General features: G+C 43.9%; 16 protein-coding genes. 2 read left to right on the top strand and 14 right to left on the bottom strand.

The features are described from left to right. Positions 1–172 precede the first annotated feature (172 nt). The gene (locus tag DV872_RS22475) at positions 173–1,351 is read right to left on the bottom strand and encodes a nucleoside-diphosphate kinase (protein ID WP_114632214.1); all 1,179 of its coding nucleotides are present in this window, start codon (positions 1,349–1,351) and stop codon (positions 173–175) included. Between the two features lie 108 nt (positions 1,352–1,459). Between DV872_RS22475 and DV872_RS22470 the strand changes: the two genes are divergently transcribed. Beyond that, entirely contained in the window at positions 1,460–3,175 is a 1,716-nt protein-coding gene (locus DV872_RS22470) for a thioredoxin family protein (RefSeq protein WP_114632213.1), read from the top strand. A 114-nt stretch (positions 3,176–3,289) separates the two neighbouring features. On the opposite strand, the gene DV872_RS22465 is transcribed toward DV872_RS22470, so the two are convergent. The 13 genes from DV872_RS22465 to DV872_RS22405 form a co-directional block, all read right to left on the bottom strand. Beyond that, positions 3,290–3,658 (bottom strand): CoA-binding protein, encoded by a 369-nt coding sequence (locus tag DV872_RS22465; protein WP_114632212.1) that lies wholly within the window; start codon positions 3,656–3,658, stop codon positions 3,290–3,292. Between the two features lie 92 nt (positions 3,659–3,750). Then, positions 3,751–4,527 carry an SH3 domain-containing protein gene (locus tag DV872_RS22460; RefSeq protein ID WP_114632211.1) on the bottom strand — a complete coding sequence of 259 codons (777 nt, stop codon included), beginning with the start codon at positions 4,525–4,527 and terminating at the stop codon, positions 3,751–3,753. Between the two features lie 2 nt (positions 4,528–4,529). Further along, positions 4,530–6,251 (bottom strand): BatD family protein, encoded by a 1,722-nt coding sequence (locus DV872_RS22455; RefSeq protein WP_114632210.1) that lies wholly within the window; start codon positions 6,249–6,251, stop codon positions 4,530–4,532. Next, positions 6,251–7,147, bottom strand: a complete 897-nt coding sequence (locus tag DV872_RS22450; protein ID WP_114632209.1) for a hypothetical protein — start codon at positions 7,145–7,147, stop codon at positions 6,251–6,253. Before DV872_RS22450 ends, DV872_RS22455 begins: the two co-directional genes overlap by 1 nt. After that, positions 7,147–8,148, bottom strand: a complete 1,002-nt coding sequence (locus tag DV872_RS22445; RefSeq protein WP_114632208.1) for a VWA domain-containing protein — start codon at positions 8,146–8,148, stop codon at positions 7,147–7,149. Before DV872_RS22445 ends, DV872_RS22450 begins: the two co-directional genes overlap by 1 nt. Beyond that, positions 8,145–9,164 (bottom strand): VWA domain-containing protein, encoded by a 1,020-nt coding sequence (locus DV872_RS22440; protein ID WP_114632207.1) that lies wholly within the window; start codon positions 9,162–9,164, stop codon positions 8,145–8,147. Before DV872_RS22440 ends, DV872_RS22445 begins: the two co-directional genes overlap by 4 nt. Then, the gene (locus DV872_RS22435) at positions 9,161–9,988 is read right to left on the bottom strand and encodes a hypothetical protein (protein ID WP_114632206.1); all 828 of its coding nucleotides are present in this window, start codon (positions 9,986–9,988) and stop codon (positions 9,161–9,163) included. Before DV872_RS22435 ends, DV872_RS22440 begins: the two co-directional genes overlap by 4 nt. A gap of 104 nt (positions 9,989–10,092) precedes the next feature. Further along, entirely contained in the window at positions 10,093–10,968 is an 876-nt protein-coding gene (locus tag DV872_RS22430) for a DUF58 domain-containing protein (protein ID WP_114632205.1), read from the bottom strand. Next, positions 10,965–11,945: a MoxR family ATPase gene (locus DV872_RS22425; RefSeq protein ID WP_114632204.1), complete on the bottom strand. Its 981-nt coding sequence runs from the start codon at positions 11,943–11,945 to the stop codon at positions 10,965–10,967. The genes DV872_RS22430 and DV872_RS22425 overlap by 4 nt, the downstream gene beginning before the upstream one ends. 42 nt (positions 11,946–11,987) lie before the next feature. Next, complete coding sequence (locus tag DV872_RS22420; RefSeq protein ID WP_114632203.1) at positions 11,988–12,782, bottom strand: carboxylesterase; 795 nt, start codon at positions 12,780–12,782, stop codon at positions 11,988–11,990. Positions 12,783–12,796: 14 nt separating this feature from the next. Then, positions 12,797–14,368, bottom strand: coding sequence for a peptide chain release factor 3 (locus DV872_RS22415; RefSeq protein ID WP_114632202.1), 1,572 nt, complete (start codon positions 14,366–14,368; stop codon positions 12,797–12,799). Continuing rightward, the gene (locus DV872_RS22410; RefSeq protein ID WP_216664433.1) at positions 14,369–15,655 is read right to left on the bottom strand and encodes an FAD-dependent oxidoreductase; all 1,287 of its coding nucleotides are present in this window, start codon (positions 15,653–15,655) and stop codon (positions 14,369–14,371) included. Between the two features lie 209 nt (positions 15,656–15,864). Beyond that, positions 15,865–18,057 (bottom strand): cyclic nucleotide-binding domain-containing protein, encoded by a 2,193-nt coding sequence (locus tag DV872_RS22405; RefSeq protein ID WP_114632201.1) that lies wholly within the window; start codon positions 18,055–18,057, stop codon positions 15,865–15,867. Between the two features lie 167 nt (positions 18,058–18,224). Here DV872_RS22405 and glpK point away from each other — a divergent pair, with 167 nt between their 5' ends. Further along, entirely contained in the window at positions 18,225–19,700 is a 1,476-nt protein-coding gene (gene glpK / locus DV872_RS22400; protein ID WP_114632200.1) for a glycerol kinase GlpK, read from the top strand. Positions 19,701–19,714 lie beyond the last annotated feature (14 nt).

The following is a 19,714-nucleotide window of genomic DNA, read 5'->3' as shown; positions in this document are numbered from 1 at the left end:
CTGATAATGATAAAACTTGGTGACACAGGGGCAAACTAAGGTGCTGTTTATAGATTTAACATAAGAATATTCAGGAAAGGATTGTGGACCAAAAAAAGAGCTGCTGCAATTTTACTTTTGCAACAGCTCCCTTTTTTATTTGATATTATCTATCAGTATTTCAAATCAGAAATTATTTATCCTTGATATAATCAGTCATAATCATACCACACCTGTTATTCTGGATTCTGACAATACCCATTTCTCTCTCAGCATTCTCAGGAGAATCTGAAGCATGTGCAGTATTGACCATAACATCATGACCGAATTCCCTCCGGATAGTACCGCCGGGTGCCTTGGTAGGATCTGTAGGTCCGAGTACGTCACGTATCTTGTTTACAGCATCAACACCTTCATAGATTAAAACCATGCACTTCACTTTACCGGGAGAATCAAGTTCTTCATCGGGGCACTTATCGGGTCTTGTTCCTGACATGAACTCTATAATTTTGTTGAACTGATCAACAGCATATTCTCTACCGAAGCTGTCGGTAAGGTGTTTATCCATCTCAATAGAAAGAGGAAGACCGAATTCTTTTTCCAGAACAACCTTGGCACGGGAACCGAACATAGGTCCCAGTTTTCCGATAAGAGCATCTTTTACGGGTCCGTAAAATTCAAGGGCTTCGGAAACAGTCATCTGATATTTCTTACAGCCAATAAGACGCAGACCGGTTCTACTGAACATATCAATGATCGTTCCCGGCCTGGAACTGGCATATTTCCAGTTATCGGGTTTGATAATAACCAGTGTTCGTTCAATTTCAGCATTCGCTGGATAAGCTATGTTCTCAACGATATTGGGCTCAATACTGAGAAATGGTGCAAATATTTTCATATTCTCAGCCGCAGTACGCTGGCTTCTGGGAGTCATGACAGCAGGTTCAAAATAGAGTATTTTCCCCTCCGAATCTATAACAAGATCAGCATAAGTATCACGGATTGTTTCTCCGTTGATTGATTCAATACTTCTGTTTTCAGGATACAGTGCTCCGGCAATATCGGAGAGTTTCTTACAAGCATCATCACCTCTGAATAGGAGCATCATAACCCTGTGTCTGCGGCCGTTTGTTGGAGCAAAAGTTTTCAGGACAAAGTCACTGAGAAGCCTTGCGCTGGATGAGCTGGTAGCGACAGCCTGTTTATACAGGGCCGCAGCATAAGCTTCAGCTAATTCCTGTGTGGGAGCAAAAATTTGTGTTCCCACGAGTTCCAGATCAATTCTTGAGAGGAGTCTGGAAAGTACACCACCAGTTCTAGATTTAGCAATTGTGTAGGGGGTGATAAGGATGTAGGACAGTTCTTCAGCCATTTTTTGTTTTTTCTAACCTTCTTCTATATATATTAAAGCATAATTTATCAGCCTTATGGTCATAGGTCAATATTGATTTTCAAACCTTTCTTGCTTATATTCATATATATGAATAAATCAGTATTTCTTGAAATCGCTTTATACCTATTATTAACGATACCTGTTTTCGGACAGATTTCACTTCCGGGCGCAATAACTCCTCCCGATCCTGAGATCTCTATTTCCATGGATAAAGAGAGTTACAGACCTGGTGAAACAGCTACTGTCTCAGTTCTTTATACCTTCCCTGAAGGTTATCATCAGAACTATAATCCTGACCAGTTCAGACTGAGGGGTTCAGGGAGCAGGGGGCTGCTTTTCGGAACCACGGTTTTCCCTGAAGCTGTGGAAGACAGCAATGGTGATCTGCAATATTACGACAGTGCCGAACTTGTTCTTGAATTTCTTATTTCTGATTCCATGCAGCAAGGCAGCAGCGAGCTGACCGTTTATGCGGATTACCAGCTGTGTGATGAAGAAGGTATCTGTTTCTTTCCTGAAACTCAGGAGCTGAATATCAATCTGAATATTGAGGGACAGGCCGTGAGGAGTGAAAGCTCCTCCAGTATCTGGCTCTTTCTGTTGATGGCTCTTGTGGGTGGTTTCCTTCTGAACCTGATGCCCTGTGTTCTTCCCCTCTTATCTGTAAAAGCAATGAATCTGATAAGCCAGAGCGGCGAAAAGAGGGCTGTACTTATAAAGCACGGTCTTCTTTATACCGCCGGTATACTGGCCTCATTCTGGCTGCTTTCTATGGTGATAGTTATTCTTCAGAAATCCGGGAAACTTCTCGGCTGGGGATTTCACTTTCAAAGTCCCCTCTTCCTAACCGTATTGATTGCTGTAATATTTCTTTTCGCCCTCTCCCTGTTTGAGGTATTTATTCTCCTTCCCCCTTCTACAGGTATGAATAAAGCAGACACCCTCTCCAGAAAGAAGGGGTATACGGGTTCATTCTTTACCGGAATATTTGCCGTATTTGTGGCGACACCCTGTACCGCCCCTTTTCTTGGAAGTGCCATGGGATTTGCCTTTTCACAGTCCCCTCTGATTATATTTTTGATCATGAGTCTGACCGGGCTCGGTCTTGCTCTTCCCTTTCTCCTGCTGGGTTTCTTTCCCGGATTTTTTAAACTCCTGCCAAAACCCGGTAAATGGATGGATAAGTTCAGAGAAGCCATGGCGTTCCTCCTTTTGGGTACCGTAATCTATCTGTCATCCACTCTTATCAAGCAGATCGGACAGGGATTCTCATCTGTACTCTGGTTCCTGCTGGTCCTCTCTATTGCAGCATGGATATGGGGCTGGAGCAGCAGGCAGAGCCGTAAAAAATTATGGCGCCGTGTTTTCAGGATTCTGCCGCTTTTAATGATTTTATTTTCTGCACGATATCTGCTTGTTTTTGATACATCTGAGGCATCTGTCAGCAGTGATATTTCATCCTGGGAAAAATTTGATCCTGATATGGTGAATGAAATCATCGAAGCTGATGAACCTCTTTTTCTGGCCTTCTCTGCAGAGTGGTGTACCAGCTGTAAGGTAAATGAGAAGACAGTACTCCATACTGACAGAACCATTGAGCTCTTTGAAAGAAAAGGGATAAGAACTATCAAGGGAGATCTGACTGTCAGCAATGATGCTGCCATGGAATGGATCTACAAACACAACAGAGCAGGAGTCCCCCTGTATCTGCTTTATCTGCCCGGGGAAGAAGTTCAGATACTTCCGGAAATCCTAAGCAACAGCATAATGGAAGAAGCTCTGTCTTCGCTTCCTGACAGCTGAGCTGCCAGAGTCCCGGAAATAAATAATTTATCTCCGGGGCATAAAGAATAAAAAACCCCCAAATGTTCTCCAACATATGGGGGTCAGTTCACAGTTCTGCGGTCTTTTTTATTATCAGGAGAACTGACCTGTCCTCAGGAGTACCAATGTACAAGCTTCTATCCAGGGGATGTCAGCCTTGTCCAATGCACTTTTCAGGGGCTCAGACTCGGTACCCGGATTTAGAATTACCCGTCCTGGTTTAAGGGCGACAATCTCTTCTATCATCCCTTCAATCCACTTGGGACCGACATAAACCGTCAGTGTATCAATAGGCGTTTCAATAGTTTCGAGTTTGGCATAAACCTTATGACCTTCAATCTCTTTCAAAACCGGATGTACTGGAAATACATTGTGCCCATTCTCCAGCAGCATCTGCAGGGCTTTATAGGAGTATCGTTCAGTCTTCTGGCTGGCACCTAATATTGCAACATTCTGTTTCATAATTTTTCCTGCTTCTTTTATCTATATATTAGCTTCTTTAATAATGAAAGTAAAATTCCAAAATTAAAATTACTATATTAAAAATACTGAATCTACTTCAGAGTTTCAAGAAGTTCGGATATTTTCATTAAATCCCTGGATCTGAGCCAACCCTCGGTACTTTGAGTATTCTGAGTTCTCATGGTCTTTATGCGGTACCAGCCTTCCCGCTCTTCTATTATCCTGACTTCTGTTCCAGGGGGCAGGTCGGAAACACCGGCGTATAGAGGACTGTCTCCCTGACGGAGAACAGTATTTTCATTTTTTACAACTGCCGGATCAGCTCTTCCATATTGCCAGCTGAAAATAGAAATGGATAGAGTAAAAGCCAGAAACAGAATAATGAAACTTCCTGTTCTGTATATTTCAGAACGGGTACCAAGATAAAGGGCTGCTGAAAATAAGGCAGTCATCAGCATTATGGTAAGGAGAAGAAGGCTGCCTGGGGATCCAAGGAGCATCACAGGAGCATGAAAGATATACTCTGTTCCCGAAGGGACAGGTAAAGGAAGCTCCATTTCCGTGAGTAAAAGATCTCTGTTGGCAATATAGTCAGAGTTACCCGGCCTGTAGTTCAAGGCAGCTGAATAGGCTGTAAGGGCGGCAATATGGTCTCCATCAAGGTACAATGCATTACCAAGGTTGTAGTAGAGTGCGCCGGAATCAGCCGTCTTCTGATCAATCATATGGGTAAATTCCGAGGCCGCAGCGCTGTAGTCTGCTTCCCCGGCCAGAGCTTTTCTGAACAGCGCCTCTCCTGTACTGAGCTCTGCGGCAGGGAGTGGGAAAATCAGTATTGTAAATAAAATCAGCTTAAGAATATTTTTCAAGCTTAAGCCCTCCCTTTATTAAGATGCTTAATCAAATCATCTTTTACACTCTTTAAAACTCTATCAGAGATTAAACAGGATTTCTCAGATTTCTGATCCCCATCCCACAAGAACTGTTCCAGAGAGAGGGTCAGATCCTGAAACCAAAGTTTATCATCCGCAGATATTTCCCTGACTTCACCCCATCTCAGGAGTAAATCATGCAATGTCTGTCCATGTACCGCATCTGGGTGAAGCTCATATTCCCTGGCTGCCTTTCTAAGAAGAACCCGTATATCCGCTTCCTTTCTACCGAATCGTATTGAGGATACTCCCTTTAACAATGAAGGGAGTACCAGAAGAAGGATAGTAAAAAAGAACAGGAGAAGTACTATCAAGGGACTGAAGCCGCGAACAGCAGAGTAGAAAACTGAGATTCGGATTCTGTGATTGGCTTTTAGAGCTATGCTCTCTTCATCCCCAGGCAGATCATTACTGTTCCAGTTTAAAAAACCGCTGCTTCCCTGATCTGACCCTGTATAGGAATCTTCCAGACTCAGCATGGTAAGAGGAATCTCATCACTCATGGCTGTCTCAACACTGCCTTTTTTAAGATTATAATAGGGCACAGTAATAGATGGGAAAGCATTCAGCTTGTCACTCTCAATCCTGATTTTCTGAGTATAGGTTTTTTTTCTTCCCTCCAGTTCTGAAACCAGACTTCCTCTGTCTACTCTGACAATGCCCTTAAGTTCAGGACTGAAAGAGAGACCCTTGAAATCAGTGAGTTCGGGACTGCTTAATCCATCCATAATCAGCGTAAGTTCGAGAGGATCTCCCGGATAGATTCTGGTTTGATCAAGAGTGATTTCAAGTTCAAGACGATCATCTGCAACAAGGATTCCTCCCGGGAAGTTTTTCATCTCTCCAGGCAGTTCTTTTACTTCCAGACTGATATCATTAGAAGGAATAACGGCGGGAGCATAGCTCTTTCGCCCCTGTCTGTTAAGAATTGTCCTCTGAAATGAAATAAAGACGGGCTCCAGATTCAGGAAACCCTCCTCTTCGGGATAAATATTCCAGTTCATAGTAAGAGATGCATACTGTTCACCCTCAAAGATTTCGGCAGACTGTTCGGCATACATAGTCCTCCCTTCTACAGAAAACTGGTATATATCGGAAGACTGTGATGAGGGAGGAGACAGATCCTCCACCTTAAGATCATCCCGGCTCAGAAAGGGAAGAGAAAATTCCGGACGGCTGACCTCAGAAGAGAACAGCCATTTAAGACTTAAGCGTACAGGTATACCCGGAAAAACTGTGTCTCCCTGAACTGTAAGAAATAGATGATAACCCTCCAGGGGGCCGGGCTCTCTCACCAGTATTTCAATTTCTGATGATTTTACTATTCCGTCTTCAAGGTCAAGTTCAAATGCGGGAATTCTTAAGATTCCCGTATTAAGGGGCATCAGCCGCCAGCTGTATTCCATTGTGACTGTTCTGCTGTTTCCACCGCCCCCAAGAGTTCTCTGCTCATAGCGGGATTCACCAGCGGGAGTAATCTGAAATCCGTTTATATCTCCCAGAGCGGGTCTCTTCAGTGCTTTATTACTGCTGATCTGCATTGTCAGCTGCAGAGGCTGACCTATATAGGTTTCACTGCTGTCTACATAGACTTGAAGATCAGCTGCATACAATCCCTGCAGTGTAAAAAGGAAAGCCAGGGGTATCAGTATTTTACGCATCACCAGTTTTTCTCCACTCTTATCATTTCTTCTGCATCCTGCTTATCCTGATTTCTAGACTGTTCCTGATTCAGTATGGATTGAATATCCTGAGGGAGAGAATCATCTTCCGACTCTTCCGACTCTGCGGCACTCTGTGCGGCCTGTTTCAGTAGAGAAGCGGCTTCCTGCTGTGCCTGCTTTGACTCCTCTTCATTACCACGGCTCATCTGATCCATAGCTTCCTTCTGTTTTTCAAGAGCCTTATCCAGGGCTTCACGGGTCTGGCTGTTCTGCTCAGCCTGCTCCCTGGCCTGCCGGGTACTGTCTTTCAGTGAAGACTGCTTCTTACTGTTCTCTTTGTCCTGTTCGGAATCAGCCAGATTCTGCTGTTCTTCTGCAAGTTTGTTCAAATTATTCTGCTGATCATCCTGTCCCTGACCCTCATTTTGATCTTCCGAACCCTGGCCATCCTGCTGATCTTTCCGGCTCTGATCCTGGTCCTCTTTTTTCTGATCCTGCTGCTCTGCCGCATTCTCATGTTTCTCAAGCTCGATTCTCGCCAGCTCGAGATTGATCAGTGTTTCATGATGCCCGGGGTTGAGATCCAGGACTCTGTAATACCCCTCTACTGCTCCCGAGAGAGATTCAAGTGATTGATTATCTATGTAATCCTGATGTAGACAGCGGGCGGCATTGTAATAGGCTGCCTCTCTATCTCTTTTTGTTCCGGATTTATCAAGATATAGTTTTGCTGCCTCCAGATATTTTCCAGCACCATAAAAATTCTCAGGGTTATTAAGATTTTCACTGGATTCTCCGTCAGCATTCCCCGGGGGGGCAGCCGTCTGAGCAGTCAAATTTCCGGGCAGAATAAAAGCCCCTATAAAAATCCACAGGATCAAATGAAATTTCATCACTCATTTCTCCTGAACAGAACTGTATTTTCACTTAGAAGTGCCAAAATAAAAAATAGAAGAGCCGGAATCAGTGCCCATCTGTAATGTTCATCATAGACGTATTGTTCAGCCTTCCCTGTATTTTTGTTTTCACCTTTCATATAAAGCTTCTGTAGAATAGCTGGTACAGGAAGACGTCCTGATTCAACAGCAACAGCCCAGCCGTCCCGGGAAGCGGCAGCCATCTCTTCAAGTGTTTTCATATCCGCTCTGGAGTAGACAGGTTCATTCTGATAACTCAGTGTCTCACTCTCATCCTCTCCGGGCACAGCAGCACCGCTCTCCTGATTTCCAAGACCGAGGGCAATAATCCGGATACCCTCCTGACCTGCTCTTGCGGCAGACTGTACAGGAAAACTATCCTGATCTTCCCCGTCGGTTATGAGAATAATATCCATCGCCTGCCTGTCTTCGGGATCAAAGAGCTCATCTATCACAATCCGTACAGCATCACCCAGATTAGTTCCTCCCCGGCTTACACTGTTAAGTCCGAGGTCGGAGAGTGCCTGAGAAAAATAGGTATAATCCAATGTAAGGGGACACTTAAGGACAGGACTTCCTGCAAAGGCGACAAGGGCCACCCTGTTACCCGACAGCGCATCCATGGAGTTCAGGATATCGTAGCGGGCTCTCTCCAGCCTGTTAGGTGCCAGATCTTCAGCAAGCATACTGCGTGATACATCAATTACAAAGACCAGGTTCCGTCCTGACTGCTCAACATCCTTAAGCCTCGGATTAGAGACTGGACGCAGCATTGCCAGAATCAGGAAACAAATGGACAAGATCATAAAAAACAGACTGAATGGAAAACTGATTGAGCCTCCGGAACCCCGGCCATATCCATTCCCGCTCATAAAAATACGGTAACGCCGCCGCCTTATCCTTCCAATGATAAAAAACAGCGGAAAGAGTAATGAAGGGATTGCCCACAGCAGAGCCTCTGTATCAAAAAAACTCATACATCACCCTCCACCACATTGAGAAAGATATAACGAATGAGACCTGTAATAAGAATGAGTGCTAAAGCAGCCTTTAATAAAAATGGGAAATACAACTCCTTGTCTGTAGAACGCAGCTCCTCTGTATCAACCTTCTCAAGACGGTCGATCTCTTTATACACAGCAAGGAGGGACTTCTCATTTCCCGCATTGAAATATACCCCGCCGGTTGTTTCTGCGATGGCAGTCAATGTATCTTCATCGATACCGTATTCAGGAGGAATCTCTCTTATCAATCCAAAGGCGTTCTGATAGTACCCTCCGCCAAAACCTATGGTATAAACCTTGATCCCATAGCTTGATGCCAGCTCTGCAGCTTCCAGAGGATCTGCAGTACCGCTGTTATTCTGACCGTCTGTGAGAAGAATAATTACAGAACCTGATGAGTCTATACCGGCCTTCTGCTGATAGGCAGTCATACGGGCCACAGCAAGAGCCAGAGCATCTCCCATGGATGTTCCATCTTCATCCTCACGGGCCAGAGAGAGTGTTGAAAGCAGTTGGGTAACAATATCATGACTCACCGTCAGAGGGGCCATGGTATCTGCATAAAGGGCGAAAGAGATCAGACCGATCCTGTCATTTCCTCGCCCCTCCAGTACAGAACCGTCACCCTGTATGAAATCATGGAGGACCTTTTTAACAACATCCAGACGGTTTGTTTCTGCATTTTTATCCATAAAGCTTCCCATACTTCCACTTCTGTCGACCACAAGCTGCAGAAGATAGCCGCGGCTGTAATCCTTCTCCTCTCCAAGGATTCGAAAAGGACCGGCCAGAGCAATAATCATTAAGAAAACAGCCAGATAGAAGAAAAGATCCCGGAGAAAAAACAGTCTTATCCTGAGACTCTTTCCAGGAGGCAGGCTGCTGAGACTGGGATAGATCAGTGCGGGCTTTGATTTTCTTTGTAGAAAAATCAGAAGGGGCAGCACCAGGATAAGAATGAAATAGAGGGGATTTTCAAAACGGATCATGATTTATCTTCCTCAGAATCTCTGAAATCTATCCATCCTTTAATGATCTCCAAATTTCTGCCTAAATTTTCATTTATCTTAAAATCTTCGGGGGGAGCATAAAAATATCGATCAAGATCTTCCATCAGAGGATAGAGAGAGCGGAGAGCCCACTGGTTCAACGCAGAGGGAGACTCCAGATGAATCATCAGCTCTGCAGGACTGTCAGAGACCAATACACCGGGATGCTGCTCACTGAGATCCTTAATGAGAAGCCTGTAGGCATTCCGGTAAAACTCAAGGCACTCATTTTCATCCTGCCCCTGAGGAGGATCAGAAAGAAGATCTGTCAATGCAGGTTCTGCATCAGGCTCTTTTATTTTCCTCTTTTTTTTCATAAACAAAAAAACGATCAGCCCAAGGGCCGTCAGAATGATTAAGCTGGCAATGATGATTATTAGCTGGAGAGTCGTAAATCCAGATTTCTCTTCAATCAAAGGGAGAGCTTCCCTGATATCCTCATTCTCAGGCGTAAGGAGCCTCGAACTAATCTGAAGCTCAAACTGAGCACCGAAAGGAAAAATTGAAGGGACTTCGAAAACTGAGACACCTGTTTTTCTGGGCTGCATCGTCAATATAAATCTGTTCAGACCGATCTGTCTGATATCATAGAGTCTAAAATCTCCCCAGATCAGCTCTTTTCCAAGGAACTCATCATCAATATCAGAATCCCGATCTGCCGGATAATCTATCTCAAGAGTGATAGCGATACGGTCTGTATAAAAATACTCACTCCTCTCTGTAAAGATTTTCCAGCCTATACCCCGGGCCGCCCCCTCGTTCATCAGTATAAGATCTGGAGACTTTTCATCCTGATCTGTACATGAGAAGAAAAGAGAGGAAATTGAAATAAGAAAAACTGTGATAAGACAGTTGCGAAGAAAATACTTCAGACCAGACCTCCCCGCTGCATAAAAAAACGGGTCAGGGGCTGCACCCAGTCTTCACCTGCATGAAGGGTCAGAAAATCACCGCCCTTTTCACGAATCATACTCTTCAATGCTTTCTGCCTGCCATGATAAAGTTTCTCCCACTCCTTTCTGGCCTGGGGACTCCTGCCGTCATACAACCTGGTCCTGCCGCTCTCGGGGTCTACAAAACGGTAGAGCCCTCTGTCCGGAGCTATTTCCTCTCTTGGATCAAGCAGCTGTATACAGACAAGATCATGCTTTTCAGCTGCAGCTGCCAGGTGATTTTCATATCCCTGATCATGAAAATCTGAGATCAGAAACAAAATACTTTTTTTCCTGAGTATACTGTTTGTGTATTTCAGAGCCGAGGATATGGATGTACCCTTTCCTTCCGGCTTGTAACTGATGACATCCCGGATCAGATGCATTACATGACGGTTTCCTCTGGCAGGTGGAATAACTTTTTCTACATGATCGGTGAAAATGGTCAGCCCCACTTTGTCCTGATTTGACACTGCCGTATAGGCAAGCATGGCACAGAGTTCCGCTGCCAGCTGATTTTTACTCTTTTCCTGTGATGAAAACAGACCCGAAGGTGAGAGGTCCAGAAGGAGCATCATAGAGAGCTCCCGTTCTTCCCTGTATACCTTCACATAGGGTTCGGAACTTCGGGCTGTGACATTCCAGTCGATAAACTTTACTTCATCACCGGGCTGATAGGGTCTGACTTCCTCAAATTCCATCCCACGGCCCTTAAAGGCCGAGATGTAGTCACCTGCAAAGGCTGCTGTGATTTTTCGTCTTGTGAGAACTCTTATCCGCTCCAGCCGGGCGGCCAGTTCGGGATCTATCATAATACTGGTACTGTCTCCAGAATACGGCTGATAATCCAGTCCGTATTCCTGCCTTCGGCCTCGGCTTCATAACTGATTATGATGCGATGCCGCAGAATATCGGGTGCTATCTCCTTGATATCCGAAGGCGTTACATAGGAGCGTCCCCTCAGTAGAGCCAGCGCCCTTGCTGCCTGTGTCATAAATATAGAGGCTCGGGGTGAGGCACCGTAGTTAATATAGGATGAAAAGTCGAGTTTCCACTTTTCAGGATTTCTTGTGGCCTGAATCAAATCAACTATATACTCTTCCAGCTTCGGATCCATATAGAGTTCCTCTGCCATCTGCCTCAAGGCTTTGATATCATCAATTGAACAGACCGATGAAGCTTCGGGACGGGAAGACATCTTTCGCTGACTGCGGAGAATGGCAAGCTCTTCATCCCTTTCCGGATAATCTACCAGGATCTTAAGCATGAAGCGGTCAACCTGTGCTTCTGGAAGAGGATAAGTACCCTCCTGCTCGACTGGATTCTGTGTAGCCAGTACCATAAAGGGGTCATCAAGAGGAAAACTCTCCTCTCCGATTGTCACCTGTCTCTCCTGCATTGCCTCAAGAAGGGCACTTTGTACCTTGGCCGGAGCCCTGTTGATCTCATCTGCCAGCAGTATATTTGTAAAGACCGGGCCCTTGCGGGAATAAAACTCACCCTTCCCCGGATTGTAGATCATTGTACCCGTCAGGTCGGCTGGAAGAAGATCGGGAGTGAACTGTATCCTGGAGGAGTCGGCAGAAATCACTTTTGCCAGAGTGCTGACAATAAGAGTCTTTGCAAGACCTGGAACACCCTCAAGGAGGACATGCTGGTTGCAGATAAGACCGATCATCATACGGTCCAGGACATGCTGCTGTCCCACTATAACTTTTGATATTTCTTTCTGTATGGAATCTATAATTGTCAGGCAGGATTCAGGCAAGGCTTCGGCTTGTTTATTCATGTAGAGTCATCTCCGAAATTAACAGTTATATATAAAAGCGGATCAGCGCATCCAGGATACAGTCAGTTCCGCATTTTTTTCATAATCTTTATCATAAGGAACCAGATGAGCGGAATTTTCCAGAATTACTGACTCCACATTTCCACCGGCTCTTTTTTTTATTACATCTGCAGCTTTCAAAGGTACTGTGGGATCATTTCTTCCTATAATCGACAGAATATCAGCCTTTACCAGGGGAAGCTGCCTTAGTGATTGCCGTCTTAGTCTTGAAAGGTCTGCAAGTCTTCTAAAATATGACCAGGTCCAGTACTCCTGTCCCATATACAGATCATCGTCTTCATCTCTGTCATCAAGAAAGTATACCGAATTATCCGCTTCCCACTGAGGTCTGTTGAGTGCTTTATTAACAAAGAGACTGAGGGGCTCAGTAAGGAAAAGGGGGCCGCTGAGTTTAACAGCCGGTGCCATAAGTACCATTTTTTCTACAGGAAATATTGAAGCAAGAAGAATAGCCAGAACACCACCCATGGAATGACCCATAACATGAATCTTCTCATGATTACTCTTTAGTTCGAGGTAGGCATCAATTGCAGCCCTGAGCCACTGTCCACCACTTGATTGATTAAAATCCTCACCACAGGTACCGTGTCCCGGAAAGCGCGGCAGAGAGACTGTAAAGCCGGCTTCAGCCAGTTTTTCCGCAGGATAAGACAATTCTCCGGGATATCCCATAAAACCATGAAGTCCCAGGACAGCGTCCTTTCCGTCTCCCAGAATACGGGGACGGGCGCAGCGTCTGACTTTAGTGTCTCTAAGCTTGAATTCCGTAGGTGTCATGACTGAATACTCCCTTATTTAAGATCTGATGTAAAGTAATATCTAAGCCCGGGATAATCTTCCACAGTACGGTCAAGCATCCAGCGGCTGGGAGCGAGATAAATCATCTGTCCTCTGACATCCTCGGCGATTTTATTCTGATTCTCTGCCACAAATTTATCAAGAACCGACTTATCATCGGCATGTATCCAGCAGGCAGTCTGAAAATCTACGGGTTCAAAAATACAGGTAGCTTTATACTCATTGGCCAGACGATGCTGTATTACATCCAGCTGAAGCGCACCGACAACACCTATTAATTTGGTCTTGGTTGTTACCTTTGTAAAAATCTGAACAACACCCTCTTCGGCAAGCTGATCCAGTCCCTTACGGAACTGTTTGTCTTTCAGGGGGTCTTTATTAATTACAGAACGGAAAATCTGAGGAGCAAAGCTGGGAATTCCCTTGAACTGAATATCCTCACCCTCTGTGAGGGTATCACCAATCTTGAAAGTTCCCGTATCATGAAGTCCGATGATGTCTCCAGGTATGGCTGTATCTACAACATTACGACTCTGAGCCATAAATGCTGTAGGATTGGATGTTTTGAATCCTTTTCCTGTACGAACATGGGTATAGCTGTGATTTTTTTCAAACTCACCGGAAACAATACGCATAAAGGCAATTCTGTCCCGGTGACGGGGATCAAGGTTTGCATGAATCTTAAAAATAAAACCTGAAAATCCTTTTTCTTCGGGATTCACCATACGGGACTCTGCTTCAAACTCTCCGGGTCCGGGTGCGATATCAACAAAGCAGTCCAGAAGTTCCCTTATTCCGAAGTTATTAATGGCAGAACCGAAAAAGACAGGGGTCAGTTCACCGCTCATATAAAGTTCATGGTCAAACTCAGGATAGACTTCCATTATAAGTTCAAGGTCTTCTCTGAGCTTTTTGGCTTCAAATTCACCGATTTTGTGATCCAGATCTTTGCTCTGAAGATCTGTTATTTCATATATATCCTGATCTTCCTGAACACCATGGGCAGCAAAAAGGATCAGTCTTTTTTCAAATAGGCTGTACACACCCTTGAAGTTCTTTCCCTGACCCACAGGCCAGCTCATAGGGCATACCGTAACATTGAGTTCAGCTTCTATTTCATCCAGAAGCTCAACAGCTTCTTTTCCTTCCCGGTCAAACTTGTTTATAAAGGTAATAATCGGAGTCTTACGCATGCGGCAGATCTCACAGAGTTTACGGGTCCGCTCTTCTACCCCTTTTACGGAGTCAATCACCATGAGTGTACTGTCCACGGCGGTAAGGGTTCGATATGTATCTTCAGAGAAGTCGGCATGACCCGGAGTATCAAGGATATTTACTTTTCTATCCCTATAGTCAAATCCCATTACGGATGTTGAGATTGAGATACCTCTGTTTTTTTCCATTTCCATAAAGTCGGAGACAGTCTTCCTTGCAGTCTTACCGGATTTTACAGCTCCGGCGGCATGGATTGCGCCTCCAAAGAGGAGCAGCTTCTCGGTCATGGTTGTCTTACCGGCATCAGGATGGCTGATGATGGCGAAAGTGAGTCTTTTATTTTTTAACATTTAATTCAATATTCCTTCTGCTGCTCTGATACCGCTGGCCCAGGCTCCTGTGATTCCACGGCTGGTTCCGGCACCGTCACCGATCATATATATATCTTCTTTGACCGCAAAATGGCGATCCTTAAATTCCGGTTTATTGGCATACATCTTTATTTCGGGATAGTACATTATTGTTGAGGGATGAAGTACTCCGGGAATTATGGTATCCAGCTGTTTCATAGATTTCCATATGGCTCTCATTATCTTACTGGGCATGGCCAGAGCAATATCTCCGGGTGAACAACTTTTCAGTGTAGGTTCAAAATCATAGTAGTCATCGTTAAAACTGTGATCATAGGATCGCTTGGAGAGACGAAAATCACCGACTCTCTGCATTATCGGTTTACCACCACCCAGTAAGGCAGCCTGCAGGCCGATTATCTCTGCATAATTGTGACCACTGGCAAGAGGAGCCGTCAGACGAATCGTCTTAAGCATGGCAAAGTTAACCAGTCCGTTCTCACCCTTTTTCTGTTTGGACCAGGCATGGCCGTTTACTGAATAGAAATCCTTATCGTCATGGGTCTTATATTTTTCCTGAACCACATGAGCATTTCCACTGTTGGTACAAAAAGTTCTCACCTTTCCGGGAAAGTGGAATTTAGGATCATAATAATCTTTGACAATGGGATAGTGCTCAAGTCTTGTTTCAATACGGATGCCGATATCCACAATATTATCAATATAATAGATATCAAGATCCTTCATAATATCCTGCAGGAAATTAAAACCCTGTCTGCCGGGAGCAATGATCAATGAATCATATTCATACTCTCCATTTGCAGTTTTAAGGATTTTCCCTGTATGTATAACCTGAAGAGCTTCATTACCGAGGGAGAATTCAACACCCAGGCTTTCAAGTTCAGCACAAAGTTTTTTAATAAGTGCCAGACCACCGTCTGTACCCAGATGGGACTGTCTGATATTTAGAAGTTCCACACCAAGTGAAGAAGCTCTTTTTTCATATACATCTATATTATTGTTCTCCATCAGATCTGGTTTGAGAATGGCTTCTACCTGCTGCAGATAATAATCCGCCTCTTCTTTTTCCCAGTTGCCCTGGGTGAAACCTATGGGATATGTGAAATTCATCTTACAGTCGTTTCGCAGACCGCCTGTGGAATAATTTGATTTATCAAGCATCAGAATATTCATATCAGGTTTTGCTTTGATCAAATGAAATGCGGCACCCAGTCCGGCAGGACCTGTTCCGACTATGATACAGTCATACTTTTTAATTTGATTCATAGAGATGACTTTATTCTAATTATTAATAAATTTCCAGAGCCTGAGCTTAATTGATTCGCAAATGAAATGAGGGCAGCGACTGCTTGCGGGCATTGCCGAATGAGTGCCGCGAAAGCATGGTTTCATACCCCGAGGCTCTGCCTCGGAATGAGCCGCTTGCGGCTCGGGTCCAGGGCTTGCCCTGGGGTATGATACCATTCATCGACCTCTCAGCTATGAGCCCCCCAGCATGACCAGAGCTGATAAAGTTTCCACTGGACCACAGGGATATCTTTTAAAACTTCAAAGGAGATTCTGTAGAATTCACAGGATGTTTTACCGCTTACAACAGCTTCAATACTGAGATCTTTCCAAATGGGATATACAGGATATCCACCCCAGGATTCCCATTTACCCAGTTTACCTATTGTTTTACCCTTATGACGGATTTCCATCTTACCCTTTTTAATAAGATATAGATCTCTGGGCCAGCCGCCCGGCACAACGTCACCCGGCAGCAGATGCATTGTTCCTGCGCGCTGAGCAAGTTTAACCAGATTGGTATTGGAGATTCTTGAACCGAAAAGATATGAACATCTCAGGTCAAAGATTCTCCGGCTTACTTTCTTAAGATTCTCGATTTCATTATTCTTCTTCAGAAAGTGAAGTAGTACATCCTTGGAAATCACCAGGGCCTCAACATGGGCGGATGCTCTATATGTACCCTTGATGGGCTCATCCCATAGACCATTCATCAGTCCCACAGTGCTGCCGGAAGTCATTTCATGATATGTACCGGTTTCGGAAAATATATAATCCACCGTTCCTGAAATAATCAGAAATACATTATCCATTTTCGTACTGTCTTTAGCTATTATTGTTCCAGCAGGAAACTCTGATACCTTTCCAGTATTAAGCAACATCTGCTGATCGGCTTCAGGGGTTTCCGGAAAGTAAGAATTCAGTATTTTTGACGCCAGATTCATGCTGTAATTCTGATTTGATGCAATAAGAACATGCTGAGATCCAAACTCTACATTGCTTCCTATCTCTTTCTCTTCATTATTAAGTGTTCTGTCCAGATGGCTGAGAATAATAAGAGCCGAGGGATCATCCTTGAAATCAGCTGCATCACCATGAATCAGACCACCTCCTACATCAATCTTCTTTATATCAGCATATTCCAGATAGTCCTTCCAGACTTTGTCATAGAACTCCTGACTGATCCCCTCTTTTGGATTATCAGAGATATAATTTTTTAATATTCGATCAGAAATAACATCTGCGAGATGAGCATATGACTTATATCCATCGGGCCCGAGAACTCTGAAATAAAAAACTGATGTCTCCACGGGATGAGGAGAGAATAAAGGTTTAATTTCCAGACCGTCAATATTGTTCCATATACCGCAGTCCAGAACCTCGGGACAGAATACACTGTCAAACATGGATTCATCCTGTCCCATCAGGGCTGAAAGCTTTTTCCTGGCTGTTGCCATGACTGGTGAGGTGGCATAGTACTTAATCTTATGATCAGCCATTATCAGATAGGTAAGACCGGCAAAATGATCATCATGAATATGAGTATGAAATATTCCATCTACATTATTAACAGAAAGACCCATGGCGTTCAGTGAATACTCAATATTGGGTCCCGCATCTATAAGATATATTTTGCCCTGATAACTGATGATGCTTCCCATACAGGGACGTGCATTATCCCAGCCGTTTCCCTCTCCCACATGGATTATTGAAAAATACTCTCTATCAATTTTTCTTGAGTTCAGATGATAAGGTGGTTCATACAGCTCATCTGCATCGAGATTAAGATCAATATCAATACTCTCATCATTATAACGAAGTGTATAACGGTTCAGTCCTGTCCTTTTTAAAAAGACTTCGGGTCTGAGTTCAACTTCCTTCGTATCTACAACAGTGGTTTCGACCAATTCAGATGCATCAAGTATTGTATTAAAGTTGAATTTCATTTTCAGATTCCACATGATATCAATTTCATCACCGACACAGCCGGCTTCTTTAAATTCTTCTCTTGTGGACAGGCCGTAATTTCCTCTGAAAATATAGTTTTTCTGTGATTCAACCTGATCAGAAACTCCAATGAGCCAGGGACTCTGTCCCTTATTTCCCGGATGATCGGGAAGTGCCATACCCTGCTTATACATCATATGAAGAATGGGAAATTCGGCGAGATTGCAGAAATAACCGTTTTGAACAGGGAGATCTGAAAGAAGTATTGCATTAGGACCTGTTTCCATAAAACAGTCATCACGGTCTACTCTGTGAATAATATTTTTATTCTCCAGATGTTTTATGCTGTCCATTGGACAACCACACATGAGATAAAGATCTTTTTCTGGGATCTCCAACCAGAATAGACCAGTCGCAACCTTCAATAGATTCATATGAATCTATTATCGGCTTATTTTTACTCAGGATCTATTTATTTTTTATCAGGCAGTACAATTTTCTAGACAAATCCTATAATGTCACTGATAATATTAGAAAAAAGATAATTTTTGATCTTTATTGATAATTATATGATCATATCATGATCGTTTTAGGGGTTAATATGGCTTATATTATGGCATTGGATCAGGGAACAACAAGTTCCAGAGCTTTGATAATAGAAAAAAACGGAAACATCAAGGCTATGGCTCAGGAAGAATTTACACAAATTTTCCCTCATGAACAGTGGGTTGAACATGACCCTGAAACCATATGGACCTGTCAGAAAGATATGATGGAGAAGGTTTTAAGGGATGAAAAGATTCCTCTCTCTGAAATGGCAGCCATCGGTATTACTAATCAGCGGGAAACTACTGTTGTCTGGGATAAAAATACTGGTGAACCTGTTTACAATGCCATTGTTTGGCAGTGCCGAAGAACTTCCGATCTTTGTTATGAATTAAGTAATGAAGGTAAAGCTTCAATATTCAAGGAAAAAACAGGACTGCCCCTGGATGCATATTTTTCAGGAACAAAAATCCGGTGGATTCTTGATAATGTTGAGGGAGCCAGAGAACGGGCAGAAGGGGGAGATCTTCTTTTCGGTACAATTGATACCTGGCTTATCTGGAAACTCACTGCGGGAAAAGTCCATGTTACAGATATGACCAATGCCTGCCGTACTCTTTTATTCAATATTCATACTCAGAAATGGGATCAGGAGCTTCTCGATATATTGAAGATCCCTGCATCTCTTCTACCCGAAGTCAAATCTTGCAGTGAAATATACGGTTATACAGATAAAAATCTATTGGGAGCCGAGGTTCCTATTTCCGGTATTGCCGGAGACCAGCAGGCGGCCCTCTTCGGACAGATGTGCCTTAAAAAAGGTGAAGTAAAAAATACATATGGAACGGGATGCTTCCTCCTTATGAATACTGGAGAAGAACCCATTCCTTCTACAAAGGGACTTCTCACAACAATTGCCCTTAATATAAACGGTAAAACAACATATGCTCTGGAAGGCAGCGTCTTTATGGGAGGAGCCGTCATACAGTGGCTCAGAGACAATCTCGGTATCATAGATAATGCCCGTCAATGTGATGAACTGGCCGAGCAGACAGAGAATAATGGAGTATATCTTGTTTCTGCATTTCAGGGGCTTGGTGCTCCCTATTGGGGAATGGAGGCTCGGGCGTCCATCAGCGGACTGACCAGAGGAAGTGATAAGAGACAGATCTGCCGTGCAGCTCTTGAGTCCATTGCTTTCCGTACCAGGGATGTTATTGATGTTATGGCAGAAGAATCAGGTATTCCCCTGAATTGCATCCGGGTTGACGGCGGTGCTTCCAGAAGTAATATCCTTATGGAAATCCAGAGTAACATATCCAACACTATGGTCATCCGTCCGAAGTCAATTGAAACAACAGCTCTTGGTGCAGCCTATCTGGCAGGTCTGGCAGTTGGTTTCTGGAAATCCATGGATGAAATTAGCAACATCTGGCAGGAAGACCGTATATTCACCCCCTCAATGGATTCAGATGAGCGTGAATCATTGTATGAAGGATGGAAAATAGCTGTAAAAAAATGTCTTATGTAGTTATGATATCCTTA

It is taken from the genome of Oceanispirochaeta sp. M1 (assembly GCF_003346715.1).
Classification (GTDB): domain Bacteria; phylum Spirochaetota; class Spirochaetia; order DSM-2461; family DSM-2461; genus Oceanispirochaeta.
This window is presented reverse-complemented; position numbering and strand designations above follow the sequence as displayed.

What these genes read in the sequence shown, in the direction of transcription:
- DV872_RS22475 (WP_114632214.1), bottom strand. Translation starts at nt 1,351, where the DNA reads ATGGCTGAAGAACTGTCCTACATCCTTATCACCCCCTACACAATTGCT.
- DV872_RS22450 (WP_114632209.1), bottom strand. Translation starts at nt 7,147, where the DNA reads ATGAAATTTCATTTGATCCTGTGGATTTTTATAGGGGCTTTTATTCTG.
- DV872_RS22420 (WP_114632203.1), bottom strand. Translation starts at nt 12,782, where the DNA reads ATGACACCTACGGAATTCAAGCTTAGAGACACTAAAGTCAGACGCTGC.
- DV872_RS22445 (WP_114632208.1), bottom strand. Translation starts at nt 8,148, where the DNA reads ATGAGTTTTTTTGATACAGAGGCTCTGCTGTGGGCAATCCCTTCATTA.
- DV872_RS22470 (WP_114632213.1), top strand. Translation starts at nt 1,460, where the DNA reads ATGAATAAATCAGTATTTCTTGAAATCGCTTTATACCTATTATTAACG.
- DV872_RS22465 (WP_114632212.1), bottom strand. Translation starts at nt 3,658, where the DNA reads ATGAAACAGAATGTTGCAATATTAGGTGCCAGCCAGAAGACTGAACGA.
- DV872_RS22440 (WP_114632207.1), bottom strand. Translation starts at nt 9,164, where the DNA reads ATGATCCGTTTTGAAAATCCCCTCTATTTCATTCTTATCCTGGTGCTG.
- DV872_RS22415 (WP_114632202.1), bottom strand. Translation starts at nt 14,368, where the DNA reads ATGTTAAAAAATAAAAGACTCACTTTCGCCATCATCAGCCATCCTGAT.
- glpK (WP_114632200.1), top strand. Translation starts at nt 18,225, where the DNA reads ATGGCTTATATTATGGCATTGGATCAGGGAACAACAAGTTCCAGAGCT.
- DV872_RS22430 (WP_114632205.1), bottom strand. Translation starts at nt 10,968, where the DNA reads ATGATAGATCCCGAACTGGCCGCCCGGCTGGAGCGGATAAGAGTTCTC.
- DV872_RS22425 (WP_114632204.1), bottom strand. Translation starts at nt 11,945, where the DNA reads ATGAATAAACAAGCCGAAGCCTTGCCTGAATCCTGCCTGACAATTATA.
- DV872_RS22435 (WP_114632206.1), bottom strand. Translation starts at nt 9,988, where the DNA reads ATGAACGAGGGGGCGGCCCGGGGTATAGGCTGGAAAATCTTTACAGAG.
- DV872_RS22405 (WP_114632201.1), bottom strand. Translation starts at nt 18,057, where the DNA reads ATGAATCTATTGAAGGTTGCGACTGGTCTATTCTGGTTGGAGATCCCA.
- DV872_RS22455 (WP_114632210.1), bottom strand. Translation starts at nt 6,251, where the DNA reads ATGCGTAAAATACTGATACCCCTGGCTTTCCTTTTTACACTGCAGGGA.
- DV872_RS22410 (WP_216664433.1), bottom strand. Translation starts at nt 15,655, where the DNA reads ATGAATCAAATTAAAAAGTATGACTGTATCATAGTCGGAACAGGTCCT.